The following is a 23,755-nucleotide window of genomic DNA, read 5'->3' as shown; positions in this document are numbered from 1 at the left end:
GTGAAAAAATGAGTTTTTTTAAAAAGTTAAAAGAAAAAATAACAAAGCAAACAGAGACAGTTACGGAAAAATTTAAAGACGGCCTCTCGAAGACGAGAAATAATTTCTCTGGTAAGGTAAATGACCTTGTCGCTAGATATCGCAAAGTAGACGAAGATTTCTTCGAGGAATTAGAAGAAATCTTAATACAGGCAGATGTAGGCTTTGATACGGTAATGAAACTCATCGATGAGTTGAAACTGGAAGTCAAACGCCGAAATATACAAGACCCACAGGAAGTTCAAAGTGTTATTTCCGAAAAGTTGGTCGATATTTATAATGCAGGTGAGGAACAATCATCTAAGTTGAATATTCAAGAAGATGAACTTACGGTTATTTTATTTGTAGGTGTTAACGGAGTGGGTAAAACAACAACGATTGGTAAACTTGGTCATAAGTTTAAAAGTGAAGGGAAATCTGTATTATTAGCAGCAGGTGACACTTTCCGTGCTGGTGCCATTGAGCAGTTAGAGGTATGGGGAGAAAGAGTCGGTGTTGACGTAATTAAACAGGCAGCAGGCTCTGACCCAGCAGCTGTTATGTATGATGCAATTAAAGCAGCTAAATCAAGGAAAGTGGATATTTTGATTTGTGATACAGCTGGACGATTACAAAATAAAGTGAACCTTATGAAGGAACTTGAAAAGGTAAAACGGGTAATTGAACGTGAAGTGCCAGGTGCACCTCATGAAGTTCTGCTGGTTTTGGACGCAACAACTGGTCAAAATGCTCTTATTCAAGCAAAGACCTTTAAAGAGGTAACAGATGTGAGCGGTATTGTTCTTTCCAAATTAGATGGAACCGCCAAGGGAGGTATCGTGCTGGCAATACGTAACGAATTAAAGATTCCAGTTAAATTTGTCGGTCTGGGAGAAAAAATGGACGACCTTCAGGAATTTAACGCTGAGCAATATGTTTATGGGTTATTCGCGGACCAAATAGATCAGGTGGAAAATTGATGTAAAGATATTTTCTTGACAGACTGGTAATGACTGTGTAAACTACATTTGTAAAGGCTTTTCACTTAACAAAGGGAGGTAAAGGCATGCTTGAGAAAACAACTCGAATAAATTACCTCTATGATTTCTATTATTCGTTGTTAACACCAAAGCAGCAAAGCTATATGTCTCTCTATTATTTAGATGATTACTCACTTGGAGAAATCGCTGAAGAGTATGATGTCAGCCGCCAGGCTGTCTACGATAACATCAAACGTACGGAAGCTATGCTAGAGGAGTATGAAGAAAAGCTATTACTATTTCAGAAATTTCAAGAGCGCAGCAAGCTATTAAGACATGCGAAAGAATTGCTAAATGAAGCACACCCTTCAAAGCAGGCAATGATGGAAGTGGTTGCCGAGCTTGAGAAATTAGATTAGGAGGCGGCATGAATGGCGTTTGAAGGATTAGCCGACCGACTGCAGAATACAATCCAAAAAATCCGTGGAAAAGGAAAAGTCTCTGAAGCGGATGTAAAAGAAATGATGCGTGAAGTCCGCCTTGCACTACTTGAAGCCGACGTTAATTTTAAGGTCGTCAAGGACTTTGTTAGAAAAGTCAGTGAACGTGCAGTTGGAAAAGAAGTACTTAAAAGCTTAACCCCTGGACAACAGATTATTAAAATTGTTAATGAAGAATTGACTGAATTAATGGGCGGTGAGCAAAGCAAAATTGCTGCTTCTAGTCGTCCTCCTACTGTGATTTTGATGGTTGGATTACAGGGTGCTGGTAAAACAACGACCACGGGTAAGCTAGCCAACCTGCTTCGTAAGAAATATAACCGGAAGCCGATGCTTGTAGCAGCTGATATTTATCGTCCTGCGGCGATTAAGCAGCTAGAGACCCTTGGGAAACAACTAGACATGCCTGTATTCTCCTTGGGCGATCAAGTAAGCCCAGTGGAAATTGCTCAGCAAGCGATTGCGAAAGCAAAAGAAGAACACCACGACTATGTCCTAATTGATACAGCTGGTCGTTTGCATGTTGATGAAAACCTAATGGGTGAGTTGAAGGACATTAAAGAGCTTACGAAACCAGATGAAATCTTTCTCGTTGTTGATGCAATGACAGGACAGGACGCGGTTAATGTAGCACAGAGCTTTAATGAACAGCTTGGTTTGACTGGAGTTGTCTTAACGAAGCTTGACGGTGACACACGAGGTGGAGCTGCGCTGTCCATTCGTGCTGTAACCCAAACTCCAATTAAGTTTGTCGGTCTAGGAGAAAAAATGGACGCCATAGAACCTTTCCATCCTGAACGAATGGCGTCTAGAATTCTCGGCATGGGTGATGTGCTTACCCTTATTGAAAAAGCGCAGGCAAATGTTGATGAGGCAAAGGCAAAAGAGCTTGAACAGAAAATGCGGACGGCATCTTTTACGCTCGATGATTTTTTGGAACAGCTTGGACAAGTACGTAATCTAGGACCGCTGGATGAATTATTAAAAATGATGCCTGGTGCAAATAAAATTAAAGGTTTGAATAATATTCAAATTGAAGAGAAACAAATTGCACATGTTGAAGCCATCATTAGGTCCATGACCACAGAGGAAAAAAGTCATCCGGAGATCTTGAATTCAAACCGTAAAAGAAGGATTGCTAAAGGGAGCGGCAGAACAGTTCCAGAGGTAAACCGGCTTTTAAAACAGTTCGAGGACATGAAAAAGATGATGAAGCAAATGTCAGGAATGCAGCAAAAAGGCAAGAAAAAAGGCGGATTTAAATTTCCATTCAAGCCTTTCTAACCTGTTTTAAGGTGTATTAAATTGGTAATACTATCTGTAAAGAAAAAACCCTTTACAAATGAAAAAAATATTGATATTATACTATCTTGTGTGAAACTATTCGGAGGTGCTTATTTAAAATGGCAGTAAAAATTCGTTTAAAGCGTATGGGAGCAAAGAAAACTCCTTTCTATCGTATCGTAGCAGCAGATTCTCGTTCTCCTCGTGACGGACGTTACATTGAAGTTATTGGAACTTACAACCCAGTTACTCAACCAGCAGCAATCCAAATCGACGAAGAATTAGCTCTTAAATGGTTACAAGATGGTGCGAAACCATCTGATACAGTACGTAACCTTTTCTCAAACCAAGGCATCATGGAAAAATTCCATAATGCTAAGCTAAGCAAGTAATTGCTATGAAGCAATTAATTGAAAGTATTGTAAAACCCCTTGTTGATTTTCCAGAAGATGTGAGTGTGAAAGTTAACGAAGAAGATCATCGAATCACTTATCACCTGATTGTTAATAAGACAGACATGGGGAAAGTGATAGGAAAACAAGGGCGTGTTGCAAAGGCCATTAGGACTGTTGTTTATGCTGCAGGATCATCACAACAAAAGAAAATTTTCTTAGAAATTGGTGAATAGCTTTTTGCATCTAGATTAAGGGGGGAATGAAATTCCTCCCTTTTTTGCTATCGTAAAAGCAGAACGGAGAAGGGGGCAAATACATGCAACTGATTCAAACTGTTATCGTAAAGCAAATCTTAACGGAGAAAAGCAAACAAAAGCTGCTTGAAAAATATTTTGCAGGTAAGCTTCAGATGCAGAAAGAATATGAACAACTACAATTTGAGTTAAAAAAGCTAGAAAAGGCGAAAAAGTATCAACCTAGCGCACTTAAAAATCACTTTGAAAAAGAACTGAAAAAACGCTTTGAAAAAGAAAAGCAATATGAGTTTCAAATTGAACAACTACATATGCTACCATTAGGCAGTGAATTAAAGGAAAAAGAAGTGCAAGCTCTTGTTGAAGTAAATGTTGGGGACAATTGGGATGGAATAAAAGGGCAGCGTACAATCATAATCAAAGACGGTATTATCGAGGAAATAAGATAGAGGTGACAATTAAAATGGAAAAATGGTTTAATGTTGGCAAGATCGTCAATACTCACGGTATTAGAGGTGAGGTCAGGGTTATTTCTAAAACTGATTTCCCTGAACAGCGCTACAAAGTTGGGAATACATTGTATTTATTTATGCCAGGGTCTAATAAACCGATTGAATTAACCGTAAAAACCCACCGTACCCACAAAAATTTTAATCTGCTAACCTTTGAAGGGCTTGAAAATATCAATGAAGTTGAAAAGTTTAGGGATGGAATCCTTAAGGTTCCAGAATCACAGCTTGGTAATTTAGACGAAGATGAATTTTATTACCATGAGATTATTGGCTGCCTTGTTGCTACGACTCAAGGAGAGGAAATTGGCAAGGTTACAGAAATTCTCTCGCCTGGGGCAAATGATGTTTGGGTGGTAAAATCAAAAGACGGCAAGGAAATATTAATTCCGTATATTGAAGATGTTGTCAAAAAAGTCGATGTAAAGGAAAAGGTCATTCTTATTGAACCAATGGAAGGGCTGCTTTCATGATGAAAATTGATGTATTAACGTTATTTCCTGAGATGTTTTCGGGAGTTTTTGGCCATTCCATTTTACATAAGGCTTCTGAGAAATCTGCTGTTCAATATAATGTTGTCAATTTCAGGGACTATGCTGATAATAAACATCAGACGGTAGATGACTATCCGTACGGGGGCGGAGCGGGAATGGTATTAAAGCCGCAGCCGTTATTCGATGCAGTTGCAGCATTAAAGGAAAAAGCAGAAAGTGATCAAACAAGAGTGATTCTACTTTGCCCGCAAGGAAAACGATATGATCAAAAAATTGCGGAGGAATTAGCAAAAGAAGAGCATCTTATTTTTGTTTGCGGTCATTATGAGGGATACGATGAAAGAATACGTGAACACGTGGTTACCGATGAAATCTCTATAGGTGATTATGTCTTAACTGGCGGCGAACTTGGAGCTATGGTAGTGATAGATAGCGTTGTCCGTCTCTTGCCAGAAGTTCTGGGTAATCAAGAATCACATATGAAAGATTCATTTAGTACGGGGCTGCTGGAGCACCCTCACTACACCCGTCCTTCCGACTTTCGCGGCATGAAGGTCCCTGATGTCCTCTTACAAGGTAATCATAAATTAATCGAAGAGTGGCGAAACAAAGAAGCTCTACGGCGAACATTGCTCAGAAGGCCGGACTTATTAGAAAAGATAGAATTAACCAAAGAACAGGAAAAATGGCTTGATGAAATTAAAAAAGAATCTAAGTAGTTATTGCATGGAGTTGTCTTTTATGGTAAGATATTTCTTGTGACTTGAGCTGAGTACAAACTCAGTGCGGTCTTATAAAGATGTTCCGCTGCAATGGAAATGGATAGTAGATATGCATGAGCGTCTGTTGGAAGGAGTTGAAAACGATGCAAAATTTAATTGAAGAAATCACAAAAGAACAACTTCGTTCTGATCTGCCTGCGTTCCGTCCTGGTGATACTGTACGTGTACACGTTAAGGTTGTCGAGGGTACTCGCGAGCGTATTCAGTTATTCGAAGGTGTAGTGATTAAGCGTCGTGGTGGTGGAATTAGCGAAACTTTCACAGTTCGTAAGATTTCTTACGGAGTAGGCGTTGAGCGTACTTTCCCTGTACACACACCTAAAATTGCGAAGCTTGAAGTATTGCGCCGCGGTAAAGTTCGCCGTGCTAAGCTATACTACTTACGTAAGCTACGTGGTAAAAAAGCTCGTATTAAAGAAATTCGATAATAAAGAAAGAGCTTGCTGTGCAAGCTCTTTTTTCGTACTTATCATGTTGAATTCGAATAGAAAAGTTATCCCCCACATGTTTAATCTATGACTTTTATGTAAAATAAGAAGATAGCAACTATTTTTTTGTGATTGGCGGGGAAAAGATATGACAAAAAAGAAGAATGAACTTTGGGAATGGACGAAGGCGCTCTTAATTGCAGTAGCTCTGGCAGCAGTTATTCGTTACTTTCTTTTTGCACCAATCGTGGTAGATGGGTTGTCAATGATGCCGACTCTTCAGCATCAAGACCGTATGATAGTGAACAAGCTAAGCTATAATATGGGTGAACCAAAACGGTTTGATATTATCGTCTTTCATGCGCCCGAACAGAAGGATTACATTAAAAGAGTCATTGGTCTTCCTGGCGATCGGATTGAATATAAAGATGACACCTTATATGTAAATGGTAAGGCATTTGAGGAACCGTATTTGGATGAGTATAAGAAAAAGGTAGAAGGTCCATTAACTGATCCTTTTACATTAGAAGAAACACCAGCAGGTACGGAGACAGTGCCAGAAGGTGAATTATTTGTAATGGGCGATAACCGTCGTTTTAGCAAAGATAGCAGGCATATTGGGACCATACCGATGGACAAAATAATCGGTAAAACAAGTATTGTCTACTGGCCATTAAAAGACGCACACATTGTGAAATAGAACTAGGAGGTGACTGCTTTGACAATCCAATGGTTTCCAGGCCATATGGCTAAAGCTCGAAGAGAAGTCACGGAAAAATTAAAATTAGTAGATATTATCTATGAATTAGTGGATGCTAGAATTCCCTATTCCTCTCGTAATCCAATGATTGATGAAATTATTCAGCATAAACCAAGAATTGTTCTTTTAAATAAAGCAGACATGGCGGACAGCGCAATTACTAAAGAGTGGATTTCCTATTTTGCTGGGAAAGGAATCAAAGCTCTGGCCATCAATTCCCATGCAGGAGTCGGAATGAAAGAGATTGTTCGGGCCTCCCATGAAATTTTGAAAGAAAAATTCGATCGGCTTCGGGCAAAGGGAGTTGTCAACCCAAGAGCTATTCGAGCAATGATTGTAGGGATTCCAAACGCAGGAAAATCAACATTAATTAATCGGCTTGCAAAGAAAAATATTGCTAAGACAGGAAATACTCCGGGAGTAACCAAAGCCCAACAGTGGATCAAGGTAGGGAAAGAGTTAGAATTATTAGATACTCCTGGTATTCTCTGGCCAAAGTTTGAAGATCAAGAGGTAGGAAAGAAACTGGCTGTAACAGGGGCAATCAAAGATACTCTCCTAAATTTACAGGACCTTGTAGTCTTTTCCATTAAGTTTTTATCAGAGCATTATCCAGAGAGACTGAAAGAGCGGTATAAGCTCGATTCTGTGCCTGAAAATGTAGTCGAAATGTTTGATCAAATTGGTGAGCTTAGAGGGGCTCTTGGAGCCGGTGGAATCGTAGATTATGATAAAGTATCAGAGCTAGTCATCAGAGACATTCGAACCGAGAAATTTGGCCCGCTGACGTTTGAAAGACCAATAGACTTAAAAGATGAATCAAATAATAGTTAAAAAAACTCTCTAACCTTGAGGGTTTTTTTGGTTTTGACTTTTCGTCCTTAAATTTCAGTAACAATCCGGTCGAGATTGTGCCGATAAATCGGTGAATCGTAAATTATGGTAACAATCCAGATGGGATTGTGCCGATAAATCGGCGAATCGTAAATTATGGTAACATTCCGGTCGAGATTGTGCCGATAAATCGGTGAATCGTAAATTATGGTAACATTCCGGTCGAGATTGTGCCGATAAAACGGTGAATCGTAAATTATGGTAACAATCCAGACGGAATTGTGCCGATAAATCAGCGAATCGTAAATTATGGTAACAATCCCGTCGAGATTGTGCCGATAAATCGGCGAATCGTAAATTATGGTAACAATCCCGTCGAGATTGTGCCGATAAATCGGCGAATCGTAAATTATGGTAACAATTAGTTTAAAATAAATCCTTTCCCTTTAAGAGGTTTTTTGTTTATTTTTGTCATTGAAATTACTTAATTCAACAGGTATCATTACAACGGGTGAAGATAATGAAAGTACAAACAATTTCTGAAATTGAACAACAGCTTATAAACATAAAGAATGAAAGTGACCCCTTTTTTTTAAGCATTCAGCAGGATGAACGCAAAGGGGTGCAACATCTCATACATAAATGGCGTAAGCGAATGGAACACGAGAGACAGCTGCAAGAAAAATTTATTAAAATGAATACCTATGAAAACAAGTGGCGTGCCAGGGGCTATGAATGTATCGCAGGTGTCGATGAAGTTGGCAGAGGGCCTCTTGCTGGACCGGTGATGGCAGCAGCTGTTATTCTGCCCAAAGATTTTTTCTTAGCAGGTATTGATGACTCAAAGAAGCTCTCAGAGGCAAAACGGATTGAATATGCTGAAATAATAAAGAGGGAAGCAATTGCTGTAAGTGTTGCAGAGATTGATTCTAAAGAAATTGACACCATCAATATCTACGAAGCGACAAAAAAAGCGATGAAGGCAGCCATCGTTTCTCTTAGCTCTCAACCTGACTTTTTACTAATTGACGCTATGAAACTTGAAACACCTTATGCTTTTGAGTCGATTATTAAAGGTGATGCGAAGAGTGTGTCAATTGCTGCGGCATCTATCGTTGCAAAGGTTGCAAGAGACAATCTAATGATGGAGATTTCCAAAGATTTTCCGGAATACGGGTTTCAACATAACATGGGATACGGCACAAGAGAGCATATTCAAGCGATTCAAAAATATGGCATTACTCCCTATCATCGAAAGAGTTTTGCGCCCATTAAAGATATGGTTTACGAACAATAAAAACAGGCTTCAGGGCCTGTTTTTGCTATAGCCGCAAAATAAATACATGTTAATTTTGGGTAATATACCATTGAAAGCGCTTTAATAACCAAAAAAGTATTCGAAATATTAAGATGAATATAATTTTTTACGCATAATGGTGGACAAGGTATCTGTCATTATATAAAATGAAAACGGAGTCAATTTTTTGAAGAGTTTGATAGGAGGATGGGAAATGAATATCCATGAGTATCAAGGAAAAGAGATCCTCAAGAGTTTCGGGGTAGCTGTTCCTAATGGAAAAGTGGCATTCACAGTTGAAGAAGCAGTTGAAGCCGCGAAAGAATTAGGTACACAAGTATGCGTAGTAAAAGCACAAATCCATGCAGGCGGAAGGGGAAAAGCCGGCGGGGTTAAAGTTGCGAAAAACCTTGAGGAAGTCCGTACATACGCGAGTGAAATCCTAGGTAAGACTTTGATTACACATCAAACAGGTCCTGAAGGAAAAGAAGTGAAGCGTCTTCTTATTGAAGAAGGCTGCGATATTAAAAAAGAGTATTACGTTGGTCTTGTCTTAGATCGTGCGACTTCACGTGTTGTTCTAATGGCTTCAGAAGAAGGCGGAACAGAAATTGAAGAGGTTGCAGAGAAAACTCCGGAAAAAATCTTTAAAGAAGAAATTGATCCGGTTGTTGGCTTAATGCCATACCAAGCACGTCGTATTGCATTTAATATCAACATTCCTAAAGAGCTTGTGAATCAAGCTGTTAAGTTTATGATGGCATTATATAATGCCTACATCGAAAAGGATTGCTCAATTGCAGAAATCAACCCGTTAGTCGTTACTGGTGACGGAAAAGTTATGGCATTGGATGCAAAATTAAACTTTGATTCGAATGCGCTTTATCGTCAAAAAGACGTTCTAGCTTACCGTGATCTTGAAGAAGAAGATCCAAAGGAAATTGAAGCTTCAAAATATGATTTAAGCTATATTTCTTTAGATGGTAATATCGGATGTATGGTTAATGGCGCTGGTCTTGCCATGGCTACAATGGACATTGTTAAGCATTATGGCGGCGACCCTGCTAACTTCCTAGATGTTGGGGGCGGTGCGACAGCTGAGAAGGTAACCGAAGCATTTAAAATTATCCTTTCCGATCCAAATGTAAAAGGAATTTTTGTCAATATCTTTGGCGGAATCATGAAATGTGATGTCATTGCTGAGGGTGTAGTAGAAGCAGCTAAGCAGGTTCAACTAAGCGTACCGCTTGTTGTCCGTTTAGAAGGAACAAACGTTGACTTAGGTAAGAAGATTCTTGCTGAGTCTGGTTTAGCCATCACTCCTGCTGAATCAATGGCTGACGGTGCACAAAAAATCGTTTCATTAGTGAAATAGGATCGAAAGAAAGGGGAATTAACGTGAGTGTTTTTATTAATAAAGATACAAAAGTAATTGTTCAAGGGATTACAGGTTCAACTGCCCTTTTTCATACAAAACAAATGCTTGAATACGGTACACAAATCGTTGCCGGTACTACTCCTGGTAAAGGCGGTTTGGAAGTAGAGGGAGTACCTGTATTTAACACAGTGAAAGAGGCTGTTGCTGCTACAGGTGCTACTGCTTCCGTAATCTATGTTCCAGCACCATTCGCTGCTGATGCGATTATCGAAGCAGTTGACGCGGAATTAGATCTTGCAATTTGTATTACAGAGCATATTCCTGTATTGGATATGGTAAAAGTAAAACGCTATATGGAAGGTAAGAAAACCCGTTTAGTTGGTCCTAACTGTCCAGGTGTTATTACTGCTGATGAGTGTAAAATTGGGATCATGCCTGGCTATATTCATACGAAAGGTCATGTTGGGGTTGTATCCCGTTCCGGAACCCTAACATATGAAGCCGTTCATCAATTGACACAAGCAGGTATCGGTCAAACTACAGCAGTTGGTATTGGGGGCGACCCAGTTAACGGTACCAACTTTATTGATGTGTTAAAAGCATTCAATGAAGACCCTGAAACCTATGCTGTCATCATGATTGGTGAAATTGGCGGTACTGCTGAAGAAGAAGCTGCTGAGTGGGTGAAGGCGAACATGACCAAGCCTGTTGTCGGCTTCATTGGCGGACGTACAGCGCCTCCTGGTAAGCGTATGGGACATGCTGGTGCGATTATTTCCGGTGGTAAAGGAACTGCTGATGAAAAAATCCGTGTCATGAATGAATGCGGAATTAAAGTTGCGGATACACCATCAGTTATGGGTGAAACGTTAATTGAAGTTCTCAAAGAGCAAGGCATATACGATAAATGTAAAACACACTAAGAATAGTAGAAATAGTCCCTTTTTATTAGGGGCTTTTTCTACTTTTTAATAATTTATAATGGAGGCTGTGAATGGATGATTTTAAAGAAAAACTCATTGCATTAATGCATTACCCCGGTATCTCATGGAATGCAGTATTTAACTATTTAAAGAAAGACTCATCTCTCCAAATGAAACCACAATACATCCAACAAAACCTATTCTCTTCCAAATCCGATTCAACTATTCCTTTCAAAACTTCTTTACAAACCGATATGGTAATGGAAAAAATCCGACAATATGAAAAAGATGGCATAAAGGCTATAACGTTATTTGATGAAAATTACCCTAGTTTATTGAAAGAAATCTATCAGCCGCCATGGGTGCTATTTGCAAAAGGAAATTTATCTTTGCTTAGAAGACAGCCAAAACTAGCAGTGGTAGGTTCCCGGAATGCAACCCAATATGGCAGAAGTGCAATTCAATTAATGTTCCCGAAATTGGTTCAAAATGGAGTAATTATTGTCAGTGGATTGGCTAGTGGGATTGATACATTGGCACATGAATATGCGATGAAAAATAATGGGAATACCATCGCGGTAATAGCAGGAGGCCTTTATCATATATATCCGAAGGAAAATAATGAATTAGCAAGAGAAATGGTGAAAACCCAGCTAGTGGTTTCAGAATACCCTCCTGATACAAAACCATTACGCTGGCATTTTCCAGCCCGAAATCGAATCATCAGCGGGATGTCCAATGGAACATTTATAATAGAAGCAAAACGGAAAAGTGGTTCGCTCATAACTGCTAATTATGCTGTAAATGAAGGGAGAGAGGTTTTTTCACTACCTGGAAGTATCTTTAATCCTTGTTCAATGGGAACCAATGATTTAATTCAGCAAGGGGCAAAACTGGTGATGAGCAGCGAAGATATTTTGGAAGAACTCCGACTATAGCTTTTACAAATAATTACCTCTTTTTGAGGGTTTTTTCTAAATAATTGGAGAATGTTGCTTAAAAAGCTTGAAATTATTTCAAATATGTTATACATTTTCCAACAGATAATCGAAAAAAGAATGTGTAAATAGGAATAATTTGGCGTATGATTATCATTAACTAGTTGTAAACGTTTACGGAAACATTGACATCAATGATTATTTGTTTAAGAATAATAGTTATTAATTATGTATACACTTTCCACTTTATTTAGGAATGAATATATAAAAAGAAATAAATAGGGATAAGGCGATTTTGTAAGGATTTTCTCCGATCCGAATAATAAATTTGGAAATTAGGAAAACTTCTCAAATTGTTAGCACAGCTTACTTTAATAGGTATGCTTTAAAGTGCTTTCACACTTCTTATATCCCCTTGAGGAGGATTATTTGCATGGCAGAGTTTCTGGTTATTGTTGAATCACCAGCAAAAGCAAAAACAATAGAACGTTATTTAGGAAATAAATATAAAGTTAAAGCATCCATGGGACATGTCCGTGATTTGCCGCGAAGTCAAATGGGAGTCTCGAAGGAAACGAATTTTGAACCAAAATACATTACAATCCGTGGAAAAGGGCCAGTTTTGAAAGAACTAAAGAATGCAGCTAAAAAAGCTAAAAAAGTTTTTCTCGCAGCTGACCCTGATCGCGAAGGGGAAGCAATTGCTTGGCATTTAGCCCATAGTCTGGATGTTGATATTAACTCCGATTGCCGGGTAGTCTTTAATGAGATAACAAAGGACGCAATTAAAGAATCCTTTAAACACCCCCGTCCTATTAATATGGATTTAGTAGATGCGCAGCAGGCTAGAAGGGTCTTGGATCGTCTAGTCGGTTATAACATTAGTCCGCTTCTCTGGAAGAAAGTTAAAAAAGGATTAAGTGCGGGACGAGTTCAATCGATTGCAGTCCGATTAATTATTGACCGTGAAAAGGAAATTAAGGCTTTTGTTCCTGAAGAATATTGGACAATTGAAAGTGAATTGCTAAAAGGGAAGGACCATTTTAGTGCCTCATTTCATTCACTGGCGAGTAAAGAAAGATTAGAGCTTAAATCGGAACAAGATGTTGAGGCTGTCTTGAAGCAAATGGAGGGAGATAAGTTTAGGGTGGTTTCTGTTTCAAAAAAGGAACGAAAAAGAAACCCATCACCCGCCTTTATTACCTCTTCACTGCAGCAGGAAGCCGCAAGGAAACTTAATTTCCGTGCTAGAAAAACAATGATGTTAGCTCAGCAATTGTATGAAGGAATTGAGCTGGGAGCAGAAGGAACCGTTGGTCTTATAACTTATATGAGAACAGACTCTACCCGGATTTCAGATGTGGCACAGAAAGAAGCTGCGGAATATATTCAAAAAGAGTTCGGTGAGACTTATTTGAAGGAAGTCGAGCGAAAAGATAAAAAGCAGAAAAGTAATACCCAAGATGCCCACGAAGCCATACGTCCAACAAGTACGTTCCGTGACCCTAACAGTGTAAAACAATACTTATCAAGGGATCTATTACGCCTTTATAAGCTAATTTGGGAAAGATTTTTAGCAAGTCAAATGGCCCAGGCTGTCATGGATACAATGAGTGTTGATCTCCAAAATGGCAATGTACTGTTCCGGGCAAATGGATCAAAAATTAAGTTTCCTGGTTTTATGAAGATCTATGTGGAGGGAACAGATGATCAAGTAGAGGAAAAGAATAAAATGCTGCCAGACCTCAAAGAAGGCGATGAGGTCTTCAAAAAAGATATAGAACCCAAACAGCATTTTACGCAGCCGCCGCCAAGATATACGGAAGCAAGATTAGTAAAAACTCTCGAGGAATCTGGCATTGGCAGACCATCCACTTATGCTCCAACATTAGATACCATACAAAAACGGGGTTATGTAGCTTTAGATAATAAACGATTCGTTCCCACTGAGTTAGGGGAAATCTGTAATGAATTAATGCTTGAATTCTTCCCTGGTATCCTTGATGTAGACTTTACTGCTAAAATGGAACAGGATTTAGATAATGTGGAGGAAGGGAAAGTCCGCTGGGTTGAAATCATTGATGAATTTTATCAGGATTTTGAAAAGCATTTGGCCAAAGCAGAAGAGGAAATGCAATCTGTTGAGATTAAAGATGAGCCTGCAGGTGAAGATTGTGAATTATGCTCCAACCCAATGGTTTTTAAAATGGGTAGATACGGTAAATTCATGGCTTGCAGTAATTTTCCTGATTGCAGAAATACAAAAGCAATTGTCAAGGAAATAGGAGTTACTTGTCCGAAATGCAAAGAAGGTAGTATAATTGAACGTAAAAGCAAGAAAAAAAGGATCTTTTATGGTTGCAATAGGTTTCCAGAATGTGACTTTATTTCATGGGATAAACCAATACCAAGACCTTGTCCGAAGTGTGAAGGCCCTCTTGTAGAAAAGAAATTAAAAAAAGGCGTTCAAGTGCAATGTATAGAATGTGATTACAAAGAAGAACCACAAAGTTAAGGGTGAGCATAGCTCACTCTTTTCATATTTTCAAATCCAAGTCCACGAGAGTATGCTTCGAAAGCGATTCGTCGCACGAAAGAAAAGCGTTAGTTTTTCTGAGGGGCGCCTAGGGGCTCGGGGTCATAAGCCCCTGTTCACTAGGGTAAGCTTCCCAGAGTAATCCCCTCCGGAACAAGCTGTGCTTGTTCCGGAGGCGCTTCCGCTTTTTATTTAAACATAAAACTTTTTTGTTTTTGAATCGTATAGTACAATGCAAGATGGGCTAAAAAGAGGGAAAAGTAATTATGGTAAGAGGAAAACTAGATTCGTGCTTTTTAAATTCAGGAGGTATAAGATGAACGATGTAACAATAAATGTAATTGGTGCGGGTTTGGCTGGGAGTGAAGCGGCATGGCAAATTGCAAAACGTGGTGTAAAAGTCCGGCTGTATGAAATGAGACCAGTTAAACAAACACCTGCACATCATACCGATAAATTTGCGGAGTTAGTTTGTAGTAATTCTTTAAGGGCCAACACATTAACAAATGCTGTCGGTGTTTTAAAGGAAGAAATGAGATTGCTCGATTCGGTTATTATATCTGCTGCTGATGCATGTTCTGTTCCGGCGGGCGGTGCCTTAGCTGTTGACCGTCATGAGTTTGCTGCTAAAGTGACAGAAATGGTAAGAAACCATGAAAATGTTACGGTTATTAACGAGGAAGTAACAGAAATTCCAGAGGGAATTACAATCATTGCAACCGGTCCACTGACAAGTCCAGAATTATCAGCGAAACTAAAATCTTTAACGGGTGAGGATTACCTCTATTTTTACGATGCGGCAGCGCCTATTCTTGAAAAAGATAGCATTAACATGGATAAAGTCTATCTAAAATCGCGCTATGATAAAGGTGAAGCGGCTTATTTAAATTGCCCAATGACAGAGGAAGAGTTTAATCGTTTTTATGATGCGCTTATTGCAGCTGAAACTGTTCCTTTAAAGGAATTTGAAAAGGAAATCTTTTTTGAGGGCTGTATGCCAATCGAAGTTATGGCACAAAGAGGAAAGAAAACAATGTTATTTGGTCCATTAAAGCCAGTCGGTTTAGAAGACCCAAAAACAGGGAAAAGACCTTATGCGGTTGTACAACTGCGTCAAGACGATGCCGCAGGAACTCTTTATAATATTGTTGGTTTCCAGACTCATTTAAAATGGGGTCCGCAAAAAGAGGTTATTCAGTTAATACCAGGACTTGAAAATGCAGAAATTGTCCGTTATGGCGTCATGCACCGAAATACCTTTATCAATTCACCAAAAGTTCTCAAATCGTCATATCAATTTAGAGAACGTGAAAATTTATTTTTTGCAGGACAAATGACAGGTGTAGAAGGATATGTTGAATCTGCAGCCAGTGGACTTGTTGCAGGGATAAATGCTGCTAGGTTAGCGCTGGGCAATGAAACGTTAGAATTCCCTGTAGAAACGGCGATTGGAAGTATGGCACGTTATATCACAAGTGCAAGTGCAAAGAATTTCCAACCAATGAATGCTAACTTTGGTCTGTTCCCAGAGTTATCAGAAAAAATCAAAGGAAAACAGGAACGAAATTTACAACATGCAAACAGAGCCTTAGAAACAATTCAGAACTTTGTGAAGGTTTTGTAAAATTTATTGCAAGGAGAAAAGAAGTGTGTTAAGCTTTAGTAGCCTTTGTGAGTTTGACATACTAATAAATGTGACTAATTTAGTAACGTTAAGAACTAACCGTTTACAAATGAGGAAAACTTAATCACAATATACAATTGGACTATCCCAATATGCTAAGCGTACTTCCTTTTTGTTCATGGGTGAACAAGCGAGGTTTAAAAGCCTAATTAAAAGTATATACCCATATATAAAAGGGAATAAATGAATAAAGTTTTCATACTATTCTAGTGTAATGCACCTGTCTATTTATGACAATTTCCTGTTACATAAGTTTGCTAGTGAAATACTAGAGGAGGATTAATGATGAACCAATTTCATGCTACGACGATATTTGCAATCCATCATAACGGTCAATGTTCAATGTCTGGTGATGGACAAGTCACATTTGGTAATGCTGTAGTGATGAAGCACACAGCAAAAAAGGTTAGAAAGATATTTAATGGAAGAGTATTGGCTGGTTTTGCCGGATCTGTTGCAGATGCGTTTACGCTTTTTGAAATGTTTGAAGGAAAATTAGAGGAATATAACGGGAACCTCCAAAGAGCTGCTGTTGAGCTTGCTAAACAGTGGAGAAGTGATAAGGTACTTAGAAAGCTAGAAGCAATGCTAATTGTTATGAATCAAGAAGATCTTCTCCTTGTATCAGGAACAGGAGAGGTTATTGAGCCGGACGATGGGATTCTAGCAATCGGATCAGGTGGTAATTATGCGTTAGCAGCCGGACGTTCTCTAAAGAAATATGCAGGGGACCATCTAACTGCAAAAGAAATAGCAAAGGCTTCTTTAGAAATAGCTGCTGAAATTTGTGTATATACCAACCACAACATTATCGTGGAAGAGCTCTAACAGGAGGGGACCTACAATGGCTAATAAAGACAACTTAACACCGCGCCAGATAGTTGAGAGACTAGATCAATATATTATCGGTCAGAAGGACGCAAAAAAAGCAGTTGCGGTTGCACTTAGAAATCGTTTTAGACGAGGGCTGTTAAACGAAAAACTACGTGAAGAAATTATTCCTAAAAATATTTTAATGATCGGTCCTACCGGTGTAGGTAAAACAGAAATAGCCCGGAGAATTGCGAAGTTGGTAGGTGCACCTTTCGTTAAAGTGGAAGCTACTAAATTTACGGAAGTCGGTTATGTTGGCCGTGATGTCGAATCGATGGTTCGAGACCTAGTGGAAACATCTGTCCGGTTAGTTAAAGAAGATCGAATGTTATCTGTAAAAGAACGTGCCGAGCAAAATGCAAACGCGAGGCTGGTAGATTTACTGGTCCCTTCTGCAAAAAAACAACAAAATTACAAAAATCCACTTGAAATGTTATTTGGCGGTGGAAATGCACCACAAGAACAAGAAAACAATCAGGAAGATTACTCCATTACGGAAAAAAGAAAAATTGTAAAAGAAAAGCTTGCTCTTGGTCAACTTGAGGAAGAAATCGTAACGGTAGAAGTGGAAGAGCAAACACCTTCCATGTTTGATATGCTCCAGGGTTCTGGGATGGAACAAATGGGAATGAACATGCAGGATGCGCTCAGCAGTTTTATGCCGAAGAAACGGAAGAAGAGAAAATTAACGGTCAGCGAAGCAAGAAAAGTATTAACCAATGAAGAAGCTGCAAAATTAATTGATATGGATGAAGTGACAACGGAAGCGGTGTACCGTGCCGAACAAACAGGTATCATCTTTATCGATGAAATTGATAAAATTGCTAGTAAAAATTCCGGAGGTTCTTCAGCAGACGTTTCTCGTGAAGGAGTGCAGCGAGATATTCTACCAATTGTTGAAGGATCAACAGTTGTTACCAAATATGGTTCGATTAAGACAGATTATATTTTATTTATTGCTGCTGGTGCCTTTCATATGTCAAAACCATCAGATTTGATACCAGAGCTACAAGGGCGTTTACCGATTCGAGTGGAGTTAACAAAATTAACCGTTGATGATTTCTTTAGAATATTAATCGAACCTGATAATGCTTTAATCAAACAATATCAAGCATTATTGGAAACAGAAGGTATACAAATTGAATTTTCTGACGATGCTATTCGTAGGCTAGCTGAGATTGCTTTTGATGTGAATCAGAATACAGATAATATTGGGGCAAGAAGACTTCACACCATTTTAGAAAAACTTTTAGAGGACTTGTCATTTGAAGCACCTGATATTTCTATGGAGAAGATTACAATAACTCCGCAATATGTCGATGATAAGCTTGGAGCAATATCCAAAAATAAAGATTTAAGTCAATTTATCTTGTAATAATTAAACAATAAAACTTAATAATGGTTGCAGTAATTAGGAGGAAAAAACAGAATGGATTTACTATCAAAAACTAGAAAGATTAATGTGTTATTACAAAAAGCAGCAGGAAAACCAGTAAACTTTAAAGAGATGTCTGAAACACTTAGCGAAGTTATTGAATCAAATATTTTCATTCTCAGTCGTCGTGGTAAGCTTTTAGGATTTGCGATTAACCAGCAAATCGAAAATGACCGGATGAAAAAAATGTTAGAGGACCGTCAATTTCCTGAAGAATACACAAATGGGCTATTTAATATTCAAGAAACTTCATCAAATTTAGATGTGGATAGCCAATACACTGCCTTCCCAGTTGAAAACAAAGATCTTTTCCGTGAAGGGTTAACCACAATTGTTCCTATTATTGGCGGCGGGGAACGTCTTGGAACATTAATTCTTGCAAGGCTGCAAGAAAAGTTCCACGATGATGACCTTATTCTTGCTGAATATGGTGCAACGGTTGTTGGTATGGAAATCTTACGTGAAAAGTCAGAAGAAATTGAAGAAGAAGCACGAAGCAAGGCAGTTGTTCAAATGGCAATCAGTTCATTATCTTACAGTGAGCTTGAAGCAATTGAACATATTTTTGAAGAGTTAAATGGCCATGAAGGCTTGTTAGTTGCTTCGAAAATTGCTGATCGCGTTGGTATCACGCGTTCGGTAATTGTTAATGCATTAAGAAAGCTTGAAAGTGCTGGGGTAATTGAATCACGTTCGCTCGGTATGAAAGGAACATATATCAAAGTTCTAAATGATAAATTCCTAGTTGAGCTTGATAAATTAAGATCTAACTAATACGAAAAGCGGAAGCGCCTTGGTCAGCCCCGACAAGCAGAAGTCGAGCGCTGACAGAAGGCGCTTTTTGCCTTCCGAAGCGATTGGCTTCTGACCTCGAGGGGCTAGGCGCTGGAGCTAGACAATAAAATGTAGTCCCCAGTTAAACTGGGGATTTTTTTTGAAGTATAACTTGATTGTTATCAGCACATGTGCTATATTATTTAACGGTGTTAATACACACGTTTGTTGATTTAGGCAGCCGGTGCTGTGAAAACAGTTGCTGTTTAAAAACGAGACAAGCGGAGGAAAACGAAACCATAGGAGGAAAAAAACATGTCAGTAATTTCAATGAAGCAATTGCTTGAAGCTGGTGTACACTTTGGACACCAAACTCGCCGTTGGAACCCAAAAATGAAGAAATATATCTTCACGGAGCGTAACGGTATCTACATCATCGACCTACAAAAAACAGTTAAGAAAGTTGAAGAAGCTTATAACTGGGTGAAAGATCTTGCTGCTAATGGCGGAACAATCCTTTTTGTTGGTACGAAGAAACAAGCGCAAGATTCTGTTAAAGAAGAAGCAGCTCGTTCAGGTATGTACTTTGTTAACCAACGTTGGTTGGGTGGTACTTTAACAAACTTTGAAACAATCCAAAAGCGTATTGGCCGCTTAAAAGATATTGAAAGAATGTCTGAAGACGGAACTTTCGAAGTATTACCTAAAAAAGAAGTTGTTCAATTAAAGAAAGAACAAGAACGTCTTGAGAAATTCTTAGGCGGAATTAAAGATATGAAGAAGCTTCCTGATGCACTTTTCATTATCGATCCTCGTAAAGAGCGCATTGCTGTTGCTGAAGCTAAGAAATTGAACATTCCTATCGTTGGAATTGTTGATACAAACTGTGATCCAGACGAAATCGATGTTGTTATTCCTGCGAATGACGATGCAATCCGTGCGGTTAAGCTTTTAACTGGTAAAATGGCTGACGCTATCCTAGAAGCTAAACAAGGTGAAGAAGTAGCACAAGAAGCATAAGATCGTAACTTTTTTAAAGGTGATAAGAGGGAGACCCTTTATCACCTTTTTTTAAGAAATGTTTATCTTAAGTTGGAATGGCTAAGATATAGTATAGTACATAGATTAAGGGAGGAATTTATAATGGCAGTTACTGCTCAAATGGTTAAGGAATTACGTGAAAAAACTGGCGCTGGAATGATGGATTGTAAAAAGGCGCTAACTGAAACAAATGGAGATATGGAAAAAGCAATTGACTTCTTACGCGAAAAAGGGATTGCTTCAGCTGCGAAAAAAGGCGATCGTATAGCTGCAGAAGGTTTAACATATGTTGTTGCTGAAGGTAACAATGCTGTTATTTTAGAAGTAAACTCTGAAACTGATTTCGTTGCTAAAAACGAAGCATTCCAAAACCTTGTTAAAGAATTAGCTGCACACTTGCTTGCTAACAAGCCCGCTACAGTAGAAGAAGCTACTGCACAAACAATCAATGGAGTGACAGTTGCAGACTATATCAATGCAGCAATTGCTAAAATTGGTGAGAAAATTACCCTTCGTCGTTTTGCAGTTTTAGCAAAAACTGATAATGATGCTTTTGGTGCGTACCTTCACATGGGAGGCCGTATTTCAGTTCTAACTGTTCTTGAAGGAACTACTGATTCGGATTCTGCCAAAGATGTTTCTATGCACATTGCTGCTTTGAGACCTTTATATGTTTCTCGTGACCAAGTATCTCAAGAAGAAGTTGAGCGTGAACGTCAAGTTCTAACTACACAAGCCCTTAACGAAGGAAAGCCTGAAAATATTGTGGCAAAAATGGTTGAAGGCCGTCTTGGTAAGTATTTCGAAGATGTATGTCTTCTTGACCAAACTTTCGTTAAAAACCCTGATCAAAAAGTACGTCAATTTGTGGAATCAAAAGGTGCTTCCGTTCGCGAATTCGTACGCTACGAAGTAGGCGAAGGTATCGAAAAGCGTGAAGACAATTTCGCAGAAGAAGTTATGAGCCAAGTTAATAAGAAGTAATTAGACGTAAGGCACGTGGATAGAAATATGTTTTGAATAGGGAACACGATGTGTTCCCTATTTTTAAAGAATTTTATTATACTAATTACATATCAAGGAGGTTCATATGAGCGGTCCTAAATACAAACGCGTAGTACTGAAATTAAGCGGGGAAGCACTCGCAGGCGAGTCCAGCTTTGGAATTAAACCATCCGTTATTAAATCAATTGCTGGACAAGTAAAGGAAATTGCAGAACTGGGTGTCGAGGTAGCTGTTGTAGTTGGCGGCGGGAATATTTGGCGTGGTAAAATAGGCAGTGAGATGGGAATGGATAGAGCTACAGCGGATTATATGGGAATGTTGGCGACTGTCATGAATTCTTTAGCACTGCAGGATAGTTTAGAACACTTAGGTATTGAATCTCGAGTTCAAACATCAATTGAAATGCGTCAGGTTGCAGAACCATATATTAGACGTCGTGCAATGAGACATTTAGAAAAAAAGAGAGTCGTTATTTTTGCTGCGGGAACTGGAAATCCATATTTTTCAACTGACACAACTGCTGCATTACGTGCAGCTGAAATCGACGCTGAAGTGATCTTAATGGCAAAAAATAATGTTGATGGTGTTTATTCGGCGGATCCACGTCTAGATCCTAATGCAACAAAATATGAAGACCTCACTTTCCTTGATGTTATTAAAGAAGGATTAGCAGTAATGGATTCAACAGCATCCTCATTATGTATGGATAACGATATTCCACTAATTGTATTCTCTATCATGGAACAAGGAAATATAAAACGTGCTGTTATGGGCGAAAAAATAGGAACGATTGTTAGGGGGAAAAATTAAATGCCAAAACAAGTGATTTCCGCAACGAAGGAACGAATGCTAAAAGCTATTCAAGCTTATTCACGTGAGTTAGCGAGTATTCGAGCAGGGAGAGCTAGTGCTTCTTTATTAGATAGAATTACGATTGATTATTATGGAGCACCTACGCCTGTAAATCAAATGGCTGGAATTTCAACTCCTGAAGCGCGACTTCTTGTCATTCAACCTTATGATAAATCAATTTTAGGAGAAATTGAAAAGGCCATTCTTAAATCTGATTTGGGGTTAAACCCTTCGAATGATGGTCAGGTTATTCGACTTGCCATTCCACAATTGACAGAAGAACGTCGTAAAGACCTCGTAAAATTAGTGAAGAAAGAATCAGAAGAAGCGAAGATTGCCATCCGTAATATTCGTCGTGATGCTAACGATGATCTTAAAAAGCTAGAGAAAAACGGTGAGATTACCGAAGATGCACTTCGTGGTTATTCTGATGATATTCAGAAACTTACGGATGAACATATTAGCAAGATTGACCAAATAACAAAAGACAAAGAAAAAGAAATCTTGGAAGTTTAATTATTTTGAAGAACCCTCTTTTTAGGGGGTTTTTTCACTATTTACGCTCAGATTTCATCTAATCAATAGATAAAACATCATTCTTATTTCATGTACTAGTTCATAAGTTATTTAGTAGAGGCGCTTTTCTTAAACTTTGTTGCTATTTGGTAGAAAATTTAATGATTGTGCTAAGGTTCCTCAGAAAATAGGATAAATTTAATAAGAAAAGAGCCTGCAAACTAATTCTAAAGCGGAGACTTACTATTTCCACGTTAAAATCGGCTTTAAGATTTTAACATCAAACATTATGAAAACAACCTTGGTAGAAGATATATTTTCATTTTTTTGGTATGATAAAAGCATGTTAAAATCAGCATTCTTCATATATATCTACACAGGCTCTGTGGGCATGATCTATTATCGGAGGAAATGATTAACTTAATTTGGAGGAGCATTGTCATGTTTAATAAAATAAGGCTTTGGAAGAATCAAAATAATAACTCTTCCACTCTCCGAGAAAATATAGAAAAGGTTAGAAAATTGCCGGTGCCGGAACATGTTGCGATTATTATGGATGGTAATGGACGCTGGGCTAAAAAGAGAGCTTTGCCGAGGATCGCGGGACACCATGAAGGTATGAAGGTTGTTCGAAAAATAACAAAGCTGGCAAATGCCCTTGGTATAAAAACGTTAACCTTATATGCTTTTTCAACAGAAAATTGGAAACGCCCAAAAAATGAAGTGGATTATTTAATGAAACTTCCAGAGGAATTTCTAGGAACCTTCTTACCTGAATTAATAGAAGAAAATGTTCAAGTAACAATGATGGGATATAAAGATCAACTTCCGGTACATACATTGAATGCAATTGATAAGGCTATTGAGAAGACTAAGAATAATGATGGTCTTATTTTAAACTTTGCGCTTAACTATGGAAGTCGATCTGAGATTATTGATGCAACTAAAAAAGTCTTAAATGATTACAAAAGTGGAATACTGAAAGAGAGCGAGCTAAACGAAGAGGTTTTTTCCTCCTATCTTATGACTTCCAGTCTAAATGACCCCGATTTACTAATCCGAACTAGCGGGGAAATTCGGCTGAGCAATTTTATGTTATGGCAGCTGGCATACTCGGAGTTTTGGTTTACAGATGTATTATGGCCAGATTTTAGAGAAAAACATTTAATTGAAGCCATTGAAGCCTATCAAAATCGTCAACGTCGATTTGGAGGTATATAGGAGAATTTTTCGCTCAAGTACTTTAAAGGTGTTGAAATCTTAG

25 protein-coding genes are annotated in these 23,755 nt (G+C 38.5%); all 25 read left to right on the top strand.

The features are described 5' to 3' along the window. Positions 1-8: 8 nt before the first annotated feature. The 25 genes from ftsY to V7108_RS04760 all read left to right on the top strand — a co-directional run bounded on the left by ftsY (position 9) and on the right by V7108_RS04760 (position 23,712). Positions 9-998 carry a signal recognition particle-docking protein FtsY gene (gene ftsY, locus V7108_RS04880; protein WP_335567467.1) on the top strand — a complete coding sequence of 330 codons (990 nt, stop codon included), beginning with the start codon at positions 9-11 and terminating at the stop codon, positions 996-998. 86 nt (positions 999-1,084) lie between these two features. Continuing rightward, positions 1,085-1,417: a putative DNA-binding protein gene (locus V7108_RS04875; RefSeq protein ID WP_335513498.1), complete on the top strand. Its 333-nt coding sequence runs from the start codon at positions 1,085-1,087 to the stop codon at positions 1,415-1,417. Between the two features lie 12 nt (positions 1,418-1,429). Further along, positions 1,430-2,782, top strand: coding sequence for a signal recognition particle protein (gene ffh / locus V7108_RS04870; RefSeq protein ID WP_335567466.1), 1,353 nt, complete (start codon positions 1,430-1,432; stop codon positions 2,780-2,782). 119 nt (positions 2,783-2,901) lie between these two features. Further along, positions 2,902-3,174 (top strand): 30S ribosomal protein S16, encoded by a 273-nt coding sequence (rpsP, locus tag V7108_RS04865; RefSeq protein ID WP_335513493.1) that lies wholly within the window; start codon positions 2,902-2,904, stop codon positions 3,172-3,174. Positions 3,175-3,179: 5 nt separating this feature from the next. After that, entirely contained in the window at positions 3,180-3,410 is a 231-nt protein-coding gene (locus V7108_RS04860; RefSeq protein WP_335513491.1) for a KH domain-containing protein, read from the top strand. 83 nt (positions 3,411-3,493) lie between these two features. Next, positions 3,494-3,880: a YlqD family protein gene (locus V7108_RS04855; protein WP_335513489.1), complete on the top strand. Its 387-nt coding sequence runs from the start codon at positions 3,494-3,496 to the stop codon at positions 3,878-3,880. A gap of 14 nt (positions 3,881-3,894) precedes the next feature. Beyond that, complete coding sequence (rimM, locus tag V7108_RS04850) at positions 3,895-4,413, top strand: ribosome maturation factor RimM (protein WP_335567465.1); 519 nt, start codon at positions 3,895-3,897, stop codon at positions 4,411-4,413. Beyond that, positions 4,410-5,153: a tRNA (guanosine(37)-N1)-methyltransferase TrmD gene (gene trmD, locus V7108_RS04845; RefSeq protein WP_335513485.1), complete on the top strand. Its 744-nt coding sequence runs from the start codon at positions 4,410-4,412 to the stop codon at positions 5,151-5,153. The genes rimM and trmD overlap by 4 nt, the downstream gene beginning before the upstream one ends. Positions 5,154-5,299: 146 nt before the next feature. Next, a complete protein-coding gene (gene rplS, locus V7108_RS04840) occupies positions 5,300-5,644 on the top strand; it encodes a 50S ribosomal protein L19 (RefSeq protein WP_335513558.1) in 345 nt (114 codons plus the stop codon). Between the two features lie 148 nt (positions 5,645-5,792). Further along, on the top strand, positions 5,793-6,344 hold the full coding sequence (gene lepB, locus V7108_RS04835; RefSeq protein WP_335513484.1) for a signal peptidase I: 552 nt from the start codon (positions 5,793-5,795) through the stop codon (positions 6,342-6,344). Between the two features lie 18 nt (positions 6,345-6,362). Then, positions 6,363-7,238, top strand: a complete 876-nt coding sequence (gene ylqF / locus V7108_RS04830) for a ribosome biogenesis GTPase YlqF (RefSeq protein WP_335567464.1) — start codon at positions 6,363-6,365, stop codon at positions 7,236-7,238. Between the two features lie 520 nt (positions 7,239-7,758). Continuing rightward, positions 7,759-8,535 (top strand): ribonuclease HII, encoded by a 777-nt coding sequence (locus V7108_RS04825; protein WP_335520604.1) that lies wholly within the window; start codon positions 7,759-7,761, stop codon positions 8,533-8,535. 214 nt (positions 8,536-8,749) lie between these two features. Then, complete coding sequence (gene sucC, locus V7108_RS04820) at positions 8,750-9,910, top strand: ADP-forming succinate--CoA ligase subunit beta (RefSeq protein ID WP_335520607.1); 1,161 nt, start codon at positions 8,750-8,752, stop codon at positions 9,908-9,910. A gap of 23 nt (positions 9,911-9,933) precedes the next feature. Further along, positions 9,934-10,836 (top strand): succinate--CoA ligase subunit alpha, encoded by a 903-nt coding sequence (gene sucD / locus V7108_RS04815; protein WP_335520610.1) that lies wholly within the window; start codon positions 9,934-9,936, stop codon positions 10,834-10,836. A gap of 71 nt (positions 10,837-10,907) precedes the next feature. Next, on the top strand, positions 10,908-11,774 hold the full coding sequence (gene dprA, locus V7108_RS04810) for a DNA-processing protein DprA (RefSeq protein WP_335567463.1): 867 nt from the start codon (positions 10,908-10,910) through the stop codon (positions 11,772-11,774). 433 nt (positions 11,775-12,207) lie between these two features. Next, a complete protein-coding gene (gene topA / locus V7108_RS04805; RefSeq protein ID WP_335517098.1) occupies positions 12,208-14,289 on the top strand; it encodes a type I DNA topoisomerase in 2,082 nt (693 codons plus the stop codon). Positions 14,290-14,626: 337 nt separating this feature from the next. Continuing rightward, positions 14,627-15,934 (top strand): FADH(2)-oxidizing methylenetetrahydrofolate--tRNA-(uracil(54)-C(5))-methyltransferase TrmFO, encoded by a 1,308-nt coding sequence (gene trmFO / locus V7108_RS04800; RefSeq protein ID WP_335517096.1) that lies wholly within the window; start codon positions 14,627-14,629, stop codon positions 15,932-15,934. Positions 15,935-16,279: 345 nt separating this feature from the next. After that, the gene (hslV, locus tag V7108_RS04795; RefSeq protein ID WP_335518184.1) at positions 16,280-16,822 is read left to right on the top strand and encodes an ATP-dependent protease subunit HslV; all 543 of its coding nucleotides are present in this window, start codon (positions 16,280-16,282) and stop codon (positions 16,820-16,822) included. A 16-nt stretch (positions 16,823-16,838) separates the two neighbouring features. Then, positions 16,839-18,242, top strand: coding sequence for an HslU--HslV peptidase ATPase subunit (gene hslU, locus V7108_RS04790; protein WP_335518181.1), 1,404 nt, complete (start codon positions 16,839-16,841; stop codon positions 18,240-18,242). 54 nt (positions 18,243-18,296) lie between these two features. After that, entirely contained in the window at positions 18,297-19,076 is a 780-nt protein-coding gene (gene codY / locus V7108_RS04785; RefSeq protein WP_335567462.1) for a GTP-sensing pleiotropic transcriptional regulator CodY, read from the top strand. 315 nt (positions 19,077-19,391) lie between these two features. Then, the gene (rpsB, locus tag V7108_RS04780; RefSeq protein WP_335518176.1) at positions 19,392-20,096 is read left to right on the top strand and encodes a 30S ribosomal protein S2; all 705 of its coding nucleotides are present in this window, start codon (positions 19,392-19,394) and stop codon (positions 20,094-20,096) included. Positions 20,097-20,219: 123 nt separating this feature from the next. Then, positions 20,220-21,101 carry a translation elongation factor Ts gene (tsf, locus tag V7108_RS04775; protein WP_335518173.1) on the top strand — a complete coding sequence of 294 codons (882 nt, stop codon included), beginning with the start codon at positions 20,220-20,222 and terminating at the stop codon, positions 21,099-21,101. A gap of 106 nt (positions 21,102-21,207) precedes the next feature. Beyond that, entirely contained in the window at positions 21,208-21,933 is a 726-nt protein-coding gene (pyrH, locus tag V7108_RS04770) for a UMP kinase (RefSeq protein WP_335518170.1), read from the top strand. After that, the gene (frr, locus tag V7108_RS04765) at positions 21,934-22,491 is read left to right on the top strand and encodes a ribosome recycling factor (RefSeq protein ID WP_335518165.1); all 558 of its coding nucleotides are present in this window, start codon (positions 21,934-21,936) and stop codon (positions 22,489-22,491) included. A 441-nt stretch (positions 22,492-22,932) separates the two neighbouring features. After that, on the top strand, positions 22,933-23,712 hold the full coding sequence (locus V7108_RS04760) for an isoprenyl transferase (RefSeq protein WP_335518162.1): 780 nt from the start codon (positions 22,933-22,935) through the stop codon (positions 23,710-23,712). The last annotated feature ends 43 nt before the right edge of the window (positions 23,713-23,755 follow it).

The sequence above is a fragment of the Neobacillus vireti genome (genome assembly GCF_036962345.1).
GTDB lineage: Bacteria > Bacillota > Bacilli > Bacillales > Cytobacillaceae > Neobacillus > Neobacillus vireti_A.
The sequence above is the reverse complement of the archived record's forward strand: the minus strand, read 5'-3'. Positions and strand labels throughout refer to the sequence as shown.

Bases quoted from the DNA above. Each gene is read 5' to 3' on its own strand.
- ftsY (WP_335567467.1), top strand. From the start codon at position 9: ATGAGTTTTTTTAAAAAGTTAAAAGAAAAAATAACAAAGCAAACAGAG.
- V7108_RS04875 (WP_335513498.1), top strand. From the start codon at position 1,085: ATGCTTGAGAAAACAACTCGAATAAATTACCTCTATGATTTCTATTAT.
- ffh (WP_335567466.1), top strand. From the start codon at position 1,430: ATGGCGTTTGAAGGATTAGCCGACCGACTGCAGAATACAATCCAAAAA.
- rpsP (WP_335513493.1), top strand. From the start codon at position 2,902: ATGGCAGTAAAAATTCGTTTAAAGCGTATGGGAGCAAAGAAAACTCCT.
- V7108_RS04860 (WP_335513491.1), top strand. From the start codon at position 3,180: ATGAAGCAATTAATTGAAAGTATTGTAAAACCCCTTGTTGATTTTCCA.
- V7108_RS04855 (WP_335513489.1), top strand. From the start codon at position 3,494: ATGCAACTGATTCAAACTGTTATCGTAAAGCAAATCTTAACGGAGAAA.
- rimM (WP_335567465.1), top strand. From the start codon at position 3,895: ATGGAAAAATGGTTTAATGTTGGCAAGATCGTCAATACTCACGGTATT.
- trmD (WP_335513485.1), top strand. From the start codon at position 4,410: ATGATGAAAATTGATGTATTAACGTTATTTCCTGAGATGTTTTCGGGA.
- rplS (WP_335513558.1), top strand. From the start codon at position 5,300: ATGCAAAATTTAATTGAAGAAATCACAAAAGAACAACTTCGTTCTGAT.
- lepB (WP_335513484.1), top strand. From the start codon at position 5,793: ATGACAAAAAAGAAGAATGAACTTTGGGAATGGACGAAGGCGCTCTTA.
- V7108_RS04825 (WP_335520604.1), top strand. From the start codon at position 7,759: ATGAAAGTACAAACAATTTCTGAAATTGAACAACAGCTTATAAACATA.
- sucC (WP_335520607.1), top strand. From the start codon at position 8,750: ATGAATATCCATGAGTATCAAGGAAAAGAGATCCTCAAGAGTTTCGGG.
- dprA (WP_335567463.1), top strand. From the start codon at position 10,908: ATGGATGATTTTAAAGAAAAACTCATTGCATTAATGCATTACCCCGGT.
- topA (WP_335517098.1), top strand. From the start codon at position 12,208: ATGGCAGAGTTTCTGGTTATTGTTGAATCACCAGCAAAAGCAAAAACA.
- trmFO (WP_335517096.1), top strand. From the start codon at position 14,627: ATGAACGATGTAACAATAAATGTAATTGGTGCGGGTTTGGCTGGGAGT.
- hslV (WP_335518184.1), top strand. From the start codon at position 16,280: ATGAACCAATTTCATGCTACGACGATATTTGCAATCCATCATAACGGT.
- hslU (WP_335518181.1), top strand. From the start codon at position 16,839: ATGGCTAATAAAGACAACTTAACACCGCGCCAGATAGTTGAGAGACTA.
- codY (WP_335567462.1), top strand. From the start codon at position 18,297: ATGGATTTACTATCAAAAACTAGAAAGATTAATGTGTTATTACAAAAA.
- rpsB (WP_335518176.1), top strand. From the start codon at position 19,392: ATGTCAGTAATTTCAATGAAGCAATTGCTTGAAGCTGGTGTACACTTT.
- tsf (WP_335518173.1), top strand. From the start codon at position 20,220: ATGGCAGTTACTGCTCAAATGGTTAAGGAATTACGTGAAAAAACTGGC.
- pyrH (WP_335518170.1), top strand. From the start codon at position 21,208: ATGAGCGGTCCTAAATACAAACGCGTAGTACTGAAATTAAGCGGGGAA.
- frr (WP_335518165.1), top strand. From the start codon at position 21,934: ATGCCAAAACAAGTGATTTCCGCAACGAAGGAACGAATGCTAAAAGCT.
- V7108_RS04760 (WP_335518162.1), top strand. From the start codon at position 22,933: ATGTTTAATAAAATAAGGCTTTGGAAGAATCAAAATAATAACTCTTCC.